Below are 10,554 nucleotides of genomic sequence, written 5' to 3'. Positions count from 1 at the left end.
CCTTCTTCATTTACTACAACTTTATCAGTTGTCACCTCAACCAAACCATCAATAATAATTTCTTGCAAACGATTTATAATTTCCTCTTTTACTTTTGATTGTAACCCTATTTTCCATTCAGTTTCTAAATTGCACATTAAATTTAAAATGTGTTTTCTAATAATTAAATCGGTTTCGGTTAATAAATGACCTCTGAAAATTGGAATAATTCCGTTATTTACTTTTTCTGTATACTCTTCAATTGTTTTTTCATTTTGAGCAAATGCATACCAAGAATCACTAATTGAAGACATTCCTAAACCAATCATTAATTCGGTTTTACCAGCCGTATACCCCATAAAATTACGGTGCAATTTTTTAGCTTCCATTGCTTTATAAAGAGAGTCACTTGGCAATGCAAAATGATCCATTCCTATTTCAACATAACCATTGTCAAAAAATAATTGTTTCCCCAATTCATATAAATAACGCTTTTCACTGTCTTTAGGTAAATCATTGTCATCAAAACCTCGTTGCCCAACACCTTTTATCCAAGGTACATGCGCATAACTATAATAGGCAATTCTATCTGGTTTTAATGCTATGGTATTTTTAATGGTATTTCTAATACTTTCTTCTGTTTGAAAAGGCAAACCAAAAATTAAATCGTGACTAATAGATTCGTATCCAATTTTACGAGATAAATCATTTACCTTTTTTACTTGCTCAAAACTTTGAACTCTATGAATTGATTTTTGAACAACTGGATCATAATCTTGTATTCCAAAACTATTTCTTCTAGAACCTAAATCATATAAGGTTTGTAACTGTTCTTCTGAAGTATGATTAGGATGACCTTCATAACTAAAATCAAAAGTTTCAAATTTATCAGCTCTTTTAAAAATCCCATTTATTAGTTTTTTTAAATTTTCTGAAGAAAAAAAGGTTGGAGTTCCACCACCTAAATGAATTTCTCTAATTTTTGGTCTTTCAACCAACAAATCACAATATAAGTTCCATTCTTTTAAAACAGTTTCAATATAAGGTTGTTCAACTTCGTGACGCTTTGTGATTTTTTTATGGCAAGCACAAAAAGTACATAAACTTTCACAAAAAGGTAAATGGATATAGAGACTAATTCCCTCAGTATCATTACTTTCGTTAAAAGATTTTTTAACTGTACTTTTCCAATCTTTCAGCGCAATTCCTTCCTTATCCCAAAAAGGAACCGTTGGATAGCTTGTATATCTTGGACCTGGTATGTTATATTTTTGAATCAGATTTTTCATGCTTCATAATTAGTTTGTAGTAACTATTAAATTGAATATTCCTGAACAGCTTCAATAAATGCTTTCGCATTATCTAATGGAGTGTGAGGTAAAATTCCATGACCTAAGTTTACAATGTATTTATCTTTCCCAAAATCATCAATCATTTCTTTTACCATAGATTTTATGACTTTGGGAGGTGATAATAAACGTACCGGATCTAAATTACCTTGTAATGTAATTTTATTACCTGTTAATTTACGAGCAACTTTTGGACTAACTGTCCAATCAACACCTAAAGCAGCTGCATTTGAATTTGCCATTTCTTCCAAAGCAAACCAACATCCTTTCCCAAATGCAATAACTGGTGCTTCATCTTTTAATGCTTCAATAATTTGGTTGATATATTTCCAAGAAAACTCTTGATAATCAGTTGGAGATAACATTCCTCCCCAAGAATCAAATATTTGCACAGCATTAACTCCCGATTTTACTTTTTCTTCTAAATATGCAATAGTTGTATCTGTTATTTTTTGAAGTAAAGTATGTGCTGCCAAAGGTTGTGTAAAACAAAATTCTTTTGCTTTATCAAAGTTTTTTGAACCTTGACCTTGAACACAATAACATAAAATAGTCCACGGTGAACCTGCAAAACCAATTAAAGGAACATCGTCATTCAACTTTTGTTTGGTTACTTTAATTGCATCCATTACGTATTTCAATTCTACCGTAACATCAGGAACAATAACAGCATCAACATCTTTTTGAGAACGAATAGGATTTGGTAACCAAGGTCCAATTCCTTCTTTCATTTCAACTTCAATATTCATTGCTTGCGGAATCACTAATATATCAGAAAATAATATAGCGGCATCCATTCCAAACCTTCTATAAGGTTGTACCGTTATTTCCGAAGCTAATTCAGGAGTTCTACAACGTGTAAAAAAATCATATTTTTCACGAATTTCTCTAAATTCCGGTAAAAATCTTCCTGCTTGACGCATCATCCAAACTGGAGGTCTTTCAACAATTTCTCCTTTTAAAGCTCTTAAAAATAAATCGTTTTTAATCATTTTTATTAGTATAAGTACTATTTTTTTAAATTTTTATTTTATTTTTTTCCTTATCGGCAACGGCTTTCATAGCTACTTGGATTGCTGAACGAACTTTATAAATATCTCTTTTTGTCATAGCAGTTCCTAAAAACCAAGATTCAAATTGAGATGGTGGTAAAAACACACCATTTTCCATCATTTTCCAAAAGAATGTTTTAAATTTTTTAGTATCGCTTGTTTGTGCCGATTTGAAATCGACTACCTTTTCTTTTGTGAAGAATGCATTAATCATAGACCCGAATCTATTTACCTGTAAATCTATACCATTTTCTTTTGCAGCATCTTTTAAAGATCGCTCTAAAAAAGTAGCTGTTTTTTCAAAATCTACATAAGGATCTCTTTTTTGTAACTCTTTTAAAGTTGCTATCCCACAACTCATAGCTATTGGATTTCCTGATAAAGTTCCTGCTTGGTACATTTCTCCTAAAGGAGCAACCATTTCCATAATTTCATTTCGTGCACCGTAAGCTCCAACAGGAAAACCTCCACCAACAACTTTTCCTAAACAAGTAATATCAGCTTGTATTCCTAATAATTCTTGTGCGCCTCCAAATTTTGAACGAAAACCGGTCATAACTTCATCCGCAATCAATAAAACTCCACTTGCTTTGGTAAGATCTCTAAGTTCTTCAATAAATTCTCTAGTTGGTTCAACAACTCCCATATTTCCTGCAATTGGCTCAAAAATTACGGCAGCTATATCTTTATTTTCAGCTAAATGTTTTTCAACACTATCAATATTATTAAACTCAGCTATTAAGGTGTTTTTAACTGCATCATTTGGCACACCTTTACTTCCGGGTAAACTTAATGTTGCTAAACCTGAACCTGCCGCTACCAATAAAGCATCAGAGTGCCCATGATAACAACCTGCAAATTTTATAATTTTATTTTTACCTGTATAGGCTCTCGCTAAACGAATGGCACTTAAAACTGCTTCCGTTCCAGAATTTACAAATCTAATCTTATCCATTCCTGGAAAAGCATTACAAACCATTTCAGCTAAAATAATTTCACCCTTTGTAGAAGCTCCAAAAGTGTAACCATTTTTTAAATATTTTTTAATAGAACTTTCAACAACACTATTTCTATGTCCTAAAATCATTGGACCATAAGACAATACCAAATCTACATACTCATTACCATCAACATCATAAATTTTGCTTCCTTTTGCTTTTTCAATAAAAATTGGAATACCTCCAACAGATTTAAAAGCTCTAACGGGTGAATTTACAGCTCCAACTAAATGTTTTTTCCCTCTAGTATATAATTCTAATGATTTTTCTAATTTCATTTTCTTTTTGGTATTGGTAATTGAGCGGAATCGAAATCAAATTAATTAAGATAATCACTTCGACTCCGCTCAGTGACTAACTTAAACTTTACTCAAAAAACTTTTATTTTTTCAATAATAATTTTGCTACTTCTTTAGCAAAATACGTAATAATAATATCTGCTCCTGCTCTTTTCATTGATAATAAACTTTCCATCATTACTTTTTCTCCATCAATCCAACCATTTGCTGCTGCTGCTTTAATCATTGCATATTCACCACTTACATTATAACAAGCAATTGGTCTGTCAAAATTATTTTTTAAATCTCTAATAATATCTAGGTACGATAACGCTGGTTTTACCATTAAAATATCAGCACCTTCCTGATCATCAAAAGTTGCTTCACGCATTCCTTCATCTCTATTTGAAGGATCCATTTGATAAGTTCTTCTATCTCCAAATGTTGGAGCAGAATCTGCAGCATCTCTAAATGGGCCATAAAATGCTGAAGAATATTTTACTGCATACGACATAATTGGCAAGTTTGGAAAACCTGTGTTATCAAGAGCTTCACGAATAGTTTCAATCATTCCATCCATCATTCCAGATGGTGCAACCATATCTACACCTGCTTTTGCATGTGAAATAACTTGTTTTGCTATATTAGGCAAAGTTGCATCATTATCAACATCATTATCATGAATAACTCCACAATGCCCGTGACTTGTATATTCACAAAAACAAACATCTGTAATTACATATAAGCTTGGGTAATTTTTCTTTATAAAACGAACAGCCTGTTGCATAATTCCTTCATCATTCCAAGTATCAGAACCTACTTCATCTTTCTTAGTTGGTATTCCAAAAAGTAAAACTGCCGGAATATTCAATGCAACAACCTCCTCTAATTCCTTTGAAATTCTATCTAATGAAAATCTTTTAATTCCTGGCATTGAAACTATTTCAGTCTCAATATTTTCACCTTCTTCAATAAATAAAGGATAAATTAAATCATCTATGGTTAATTTATTTTCTCTAACTAAACGACGAATGTTTTCTGTTTTACGTAAGCGTCTTGTTCTATTCATACGATTCAATTTTTAGTATTCTTTAAAATGATTATTTACAGACTTTATAACACTTTCAACTGTTGGAAGCTCAGCTACAACAACATTATCAAAATATTTTTTTGCTTCTGATGCAGTTGTATCACCAATACAAAATGCAATACTTTTATTATTTGAACTATTATCTTTCAAATAACTTTCTATCCCTGTTGGGCTAAAAAATAATATACCTTGATTTTTTTCAGCTATTTTCCGTGGAGTTAATTGAGTTTGATAGCATTCTACTTCTTTAACTAAAATATTATTTTTAGCTAAAATAGTTGGCAATTCGTCTCTTCTCTTATTTCCACAAAAATAAGTAACTTCCTCTCCACTTGAACTATGAACCAGATAGTTAGCTAATTTTTCGGCAGAATTTTCTATATGAGTTACTTTTCCAATTTTCTTTTCTATCAGCCTTTTTGTTCTTCTTCCTACACAATAAATATTTTCAAAATTTAATTCAGAAGCTATAAAATTTTCTAACAAAGCGTCTACGGCATTTTGGCTAGTAATTATAACATTTTTAATTGGATTTTTTACAATTATAGGTTTTAAACGATTGCTTCTAGTAGTAATAAAATCACTCATAGCAACCCCAATTTTAGTTGAAACACTATTTTTTTGATCTAAAGAAAGGTTTTTTGTTGAATAAATATTTATTTCCTTTTCAATGCTTATTATTTCACGCATTAATTTCTTTCCTCCTCTATCTAAAATATAATTCGCAGCATATTCACCTAAATCAGAAACGTTATCGATTGGCGATTCTTTATAAAATTCTATTTTATTTTTACCATCAGGACTAAATAAAACACCTCTAAATTTTACTTCTTCATCCCAAATCATAGCTAAGGCACCTATTGGAGCTGTACAACCTCCTTCTAGTACTTGCAAAAATTTACGTTCAATACCAACACAAATTGCTGTATTTTCATCGTTAATTTGTTTGCAAATTTCTAATAGTTCTTCATCTTTATCTAAAGCGGCAATCATCACTGCACCTTGTGCTGGAGCAGGAATCATCCAATCTAATTTAATATGTTTTTCTTTAGGTGGTAGCAATTTTAATCTTTTTAAGCCTGCTGCAGCAAAAATTGCTCCATCCCAATCATTCTCTTCTAATTTTTGTAAACGTGTATTTACATTTCCTCTTAAGCCGGTTATTGTATGATTTGGGTAACGATATAACCATTGTGATTTTCTTCGCAAACTTCCGGTAGCAATTACCGCACTTTCTTGAGTAAAGAAATTTTCATCTTCTTTTATAACTAAAATATCATTGAAATCACCTCTTTTTAAAATTGCTGCTTGAACAATTCCTTCAGGTAATTTTGTAGGTACATCTTTAAAAGAGTGCACTGCAATATCGATCTGATTATTTAGCAATGCAATATCTAAATTTTTTGTAAAAACACCTGTAATGCCTAATTCATATAATGGTTTATCTAAAACAATATCTCCAACAGAGTCTATTTTTACTATTTCGGTTTTATACCCTAAGTGTTCTAACTGACCTGCTACAGTATTTGCTTGCCATAGTGCTAGCTCACTAGATCTTGTTCCTATTTTAATCGTTCTCATTTAAACTCATTTCTTTAATATTAAACATTTTGCTGATAACATTTATACTTTGATCAACCGCAGTTTCTTCGTCTTTTAAATGTTTCACAAATTGTGTAGTGATCTTTTGAATTAAACGAGATGTAATAACCTCGGCTTGTTCAACATTAAAGTTTTTTATTTTTTTTGATTGAAAATCAATTTCTGCATGTTGAATAACCTGAAGTGATTCTTTTAAAGCATTTACCGCAGGTACAAATTTACGAATAGAAATCCAATCATTAAATTCTTCTTTATATTTTTTTATTATTTTTTCGGCTTCTGGTATTTCACTTCTACGTGTTTCAAGTGTTTTATGTGTTATTTTTGATAGTTCATCTACATTTACTAATGTAATACCTTCTAATTCCTTAACTGAAGTATCAACATTTTCGGGCATTGACAAATCAAGAATCAATAATTTTTTATTTTTAGCTACATGAGCTTTTGTAACTGTTGGAACACTTGCTCCTGTTGAAACTATTAAAATATCTGCTGCTATTATTTTTGAAGTCAACTCTGTATAATCTACAACTTCTACATCAGGGTGATCATTTTTAAACTCTAAAGCTGTTTTCTTAGTTCTATTAACTAAAGTAATCATTTTATTTGAGGTGTATTGTAATACATTTTTACACGTATTTTTCCCAATATCACCTAAACCATAAATAAGTATTTTTTTATGATCGTAATCCTCAATATTTTCAATTAAGTACTGAATAGCTGCATAAGCTACTGATGTTGTTCCTGAGCTTAATTTAGTATGATTCTTAACATCTTTACTAGCTTGCAAAACTAAATTCATTAAGCGTTCTAAATACGTATTTGTAGTTCCCACTTCTTTTGCCAACTTAAAAGCTTCTTTTAACTGACCAACAATTTCATAATCGCCTAAAATTTGACTTTCTAAACCAGTACCAATATGAAACAAATGCTTAACTGCATCTTTATTTTTATAAACATTAGATACATTTATAAATTCTTCAACACTACCATTTGAATATTCGACTAATAAGCTAATTAGTTCAAAAGGGTGTTTTGCAAAACCTGTAATTTCAGTTCTGTTACAAGTCGAAAGCACAAAAATACCCTCAATTCCTTTGGATTTAGCATCTTCTAATAATAGTTTTTGATTTTCCTTTGATATACTAAATGCTCCACGCACTTTTGCATCTGCTTTTTTATAACTTAAACCTACATTGTAAAATTTTGAAGGTATATTTTCTTGATTCATAATAAAATGGTATTACCAATAAGTATCGACAAAAGTACTAATATATATTTTTCCAAAACATCGACAAAAGTACTTTTATTGTCGACATAAGTTACAATTGTCACTCAATTCAGTGTTAAATCAAGTTAATTTTAAAAACACCGACAAATGTCAGTAAAATAAAGCTCTTAAAAATATGACAATTGTCATAATAAAATTTAAAATGGTTTTATTTTTAAATTTTATTATTACTTTCGTACAGATATTAATTTTAATATATTTAAAATATTAAATGAAAAACTCATTAGACCTTTACAAAAACATCGATAAAAGTACCCATTTGCTATTTTCTGAAAATAATAAATTTAAAGTATTTCATTTCAACAACTTATCTTCTAATTTTGATCTGCTTAAGTATCAACTAACTGATAATTGTATTCAATTATACTTTTCAATAAATCATGAATGCAAAGTGGCGTTTAATTTTGAACATTGTGCTATTAATTTAATTGCAAATAACTCTAGCATGGTATATTTTAAAGACGAACAAATGAAGATTCTTTTTAATATACCTCCAGAATCTGAATTGATAGTTCTTCTAATTTCACTTGAATATTTTCATTCTTTGTTTTCAATTGATGGTACTATGTTATTTAACTATAACAGTCTAAAAGGTGAAAACCCTATTATTGAACCAAAAGAAATTAATTCTTCAATTAAATTGATTCTAAACCAACTAATTACAAAACAAACGAATGAGTCTTTAAGACCTATTTTTATTAAAGGAAAAGTATACGAACTATTAAGTTACTATTTTAGTACACCTTCTGAAAATGAAACTGAATCTTGCCCATATATTGCTAATGAAGAAACCATAAGTAAAATTAAGCACGCTAAACAGCTCATTCTTAAAGAAATGAACAATCCTCCTTCCCTATCAGAATTAGCGAAAGAAGTTGGTTTAAATATTAAAAAATTGAAATCTGAATTTAAAGAAGTTTATGGTGTCCCGGTTTTTACATTCTTATTAAATTATAAAATGGAATTAGCTAAAAACCTTTTATTAGAACAACAATTAAACGTAAATGAAGTCGCTTTACAACTTGGATATAGCACTTCTAGTCATTTTATTGCAGCATTTAAAAGAAAATACGGCATAACCCCAAAACAATTTTCAAAATCATAAATTATGAAAGGAGCTTTACTTGTAAACTTAGGTTCTCCAGACAGCACATCTACTAATGATGTAAAAAAATATTTAGATGAGTTTTTAATGGATAAACGCGTTATTGATACGCCTTATTTACTTCGTGCTTTTATAGTAAAAGGAATTATTTTAAATACTCGTCCAAAAAAATCTGCTGAAGCCTATAAAAAAATATGGTGGAAAGAAGGCTCACCTTTAATTGTATTATCTGAAAGATTACATAAAAAAGTTAAGGAACACTCAAATATCCCTGTTGAACTGGCAATGCGCTACGGAAAACCATCCATTCAAAATGGTATAAAAAATTTAGCTGATAAAGGAGTTACAGAAATTTTCTTAATTCCATTATACCCTCAATTTGCTATGGCAACAACTGAAACAATTGTTGTTTTAGCTAATAAAATTATCAAAAAACAATTTCCTCAAATTAAACTAACCAATTTCCCTGCTTTTTATAATAATGAAAAATATATTAAAGTTTTAAGTACTACCATTCAAACTGAATTAGAGAAAAAAAATCCAGAGCATTTATTATTTTCTTATCACGGAGTTCCAGAAAGACACATCAAAAAGTCTGACATCACAAAATCTCACTGTAAAATAGATGGAAGTTGTTGCAATACCACTTCAGTAGCACACGAATTTTGCTATCGGCATCAATGTTACGAAACTACCAAATTAGTTGCAAAACAATTAAATTTAAAAGAAGGAACTTTTAGTACTTCTTTCCAATCTCGTTTGGGTAGAGATCCTTGGTTACAACCATATACCAATAAAACTATTGATACTTTAGCTCTAAATGGTATTAAAAATTTGGCAGTTGTAACTCCTGCTTTTATTTCCGATTGTTTAGAAACTTTAGAAGAAATTGGGATAGAAGCTAAAGAATCATTTCTTGAAAATGGTGGAGAAAAATTCAATACTATCCCTTGTTTAAATGATAATGATGAATGGGTAAAAACAGTTACAAAATGGATTAATAATTGGGCTAAAAATTAAAAAAAATTATGGACTATTTATATATAAAATCTCTACATATAATTTTTATAACCACCTGGTTTGCAGGATTATTTTACATTATTCGTCTATTCATTTATTATAAAGAAGCTGAAGAAAAACCTGAATTAGAAAAAAATATTTTATTAAAACAATATAAATTAATGATAAAAAGGCTTTGGTATATTATTACTTGGCCTTCAGCAGTTTTAGCAAGTACTTTTGCAGTTTGGCTATTAATATTACAACCGGGTTGGCTTCAGCAAAATTGGATGCTAATTAAATTAGGATTTGTTGCTGCTCTTTATGCGTATCATTGGTCTTGTCAATTATTATACAATCAAATAGAAAAAGGATATTTAAATTATTCTTCTTTTGCTTTAAGAATTTGGAATGAAGTTGCTACCATAATTTTATTTTCCTGCGTATTTTTAGTAGTACTTAAAACCTCTTTTGGCTGGATTTTTGGCGTACTTGGAATTGTTGGAGTTTCTATTTTGTTGATGCTAGGTGTTAAGTTATACAAAAATATACGAGCTAAAAAAAGTTGGGACAATAATTAAATCAACAAAAAAATTACAGTATAAATAATTTTTATTACTAAATATTATAAATCCCACAACAAAATAATCTTTTCTACCTAAAAACATTTAATACTTTCTCATTTTTATTAAATATATAATATTCTATCTATCAATTTGTTAGATACCAAAATATGATTTTGGTCATAGCGCGAACGAAAACGATTTCTTAATTTTACAACATTAATAAAACAACTATAAAATTAGAATTT

9 protein-coding genes are annotated in these 10,554 nt (G+C 29.5%); 3 read left to right on the top strand and 6 right to left on the bottom strand.

Annotation, left to right across the window (positions count from 1 at the left end):
* The 6 genes from hemN to hemA form a co-directional block, all read right to left on the bottom strand.
* Window positions 1-1,268: oxygen-independent coproporphyrinogen III oxidase (hemN, locus tag QM495_RS07795; RefSeq protein ID WP_408671544.1), on the bottom strand; the 1,268-nt coding region annotated here is incomplete at its 3' end.
* Between the two features lie 26 nt (window positions 1,269-1,294).
* Window positions 1,295-2,320 carry a uroporphyrinogen decarboxylase gene (gene hemE, locus QM495_RS07790; RefSeq protein ID WP_408671543.1) on the bottom strand — a complete coding sequence of 342 codons (1,026 nt, stop codon included), beginning with the start codon at window positions 2,318-2,320 and terminating at the stop codon, window positions 1,295-1,297.
* 25 nt (window positions 2,321-2,345) lie between these two features.
* Window positions 2,346-3,656: a glutamate-1-semialdehyde 2,1-aminomutase gene (gene hemL / locus QM495_RS07785; protein ID WP_408671542.1), complete on the bottom strand. Its 1,311-nt coding sequence runs from the start codon at window positions 3,654-3,656 to the stop codon at window positions 2,346-2,348.
* A 103-nt stretch (window positions 3,657-3,759) separates the two neighbouring features.
* Complete coding sequence (gene hemB / locus QM495_RS07780) at window positions 3,760-4,725, bottom strand: porphobilinogen synthase (RefSeq protein ID WP_408671541.1); 966 nt, start codon at window positions 4,723-4,725, stop codon at window positions 3,760-3,762.
* Between the two features lie 12 nt (window positions 4,726-4,737).
* Window positions 4,738-6,327: a hydroxymethylbilane synthase gene (gene hemC / locus QM495_RS07775; protein WP_408671540.1), complete on the bottom strand. Its 1,590-nt coding sequence runs from the start codon at window positions 6,325-6,327 to the stop codon at window positions 4,738-4,740.
* Entirely contained in the window at window positions 6,314-7,579 is a 1,266-nt protein-coding gene (gene hemA / locus QM495_RS07770) for a glutamyl-tRNA reductase (protein WP_408671539.1), read from the bottom strand. Before hemA ends, hemC begins: the two co-directional genes overlap by 14 nt.
* 271 nt (window positions 7,580-7,850) lie before the next feature.
* On the opposite strand from hemA, the gene QM495_RS07765 reads away from it, so the two are divergent.
* The 3 genes from QM495_RS07765 to QM495_RS07755 are packed head-to-tail and all read left to right on the top strand — an operon-like array spanning window position 7,851 to window position 10,324.
* Complete coding sequence (locus tag QM495_RS07765) at window positions 7,851-8,744, top strand: helix-turn-helix domain-containing protein (protein WP_408671538.1); 894 nt, start codon at window positions 7,851-7,853, stop codon at window positions 8,742-8,744.
* 3 nt (window positions 8,745-8,747) lie between these two features.
* Window positions 8,748-9,764 (top strand): ferrochelatase, encoded by a 1,017-nt coding sequence (gene hemH, locus QM495_RS07760; RefSeq protein ID WP_408671537.1) that lies wholly within the window; start codon window positions 8,748-8,750, stop codon window positions 9,762-9,764.
* 8 nt (window positions 9,765-9,772) lie between these two features.
* The gene (locus QM495_RS07755; RefSeq protein ID WP_408671536.1) at window positions 9,773-10,324 is read left to right on the top strand and encodes a CopD family protein; all 552 of its coding nucleotides are present in this window, start codon (window positions 9,773-9,775) and stop codon (window positions 10,322-10,324) included.
* The last annotated feature ends 230 nt before the right edge of the window (window positions 10,325-10,554 follow it).

The organism is Lutibacter sp. (assembly GCF_046055765.1).
In the GTDB taxonomy this organism is placed as follows: domain Bacteria; phylum Bacteroidota; class Bacteroidia; order Flavobacteriales; family Flavobacteriaceae; genus Lutibacter.
This window is presented reverse-complemented; position numbering and strand designations above follow the sequence as displayed.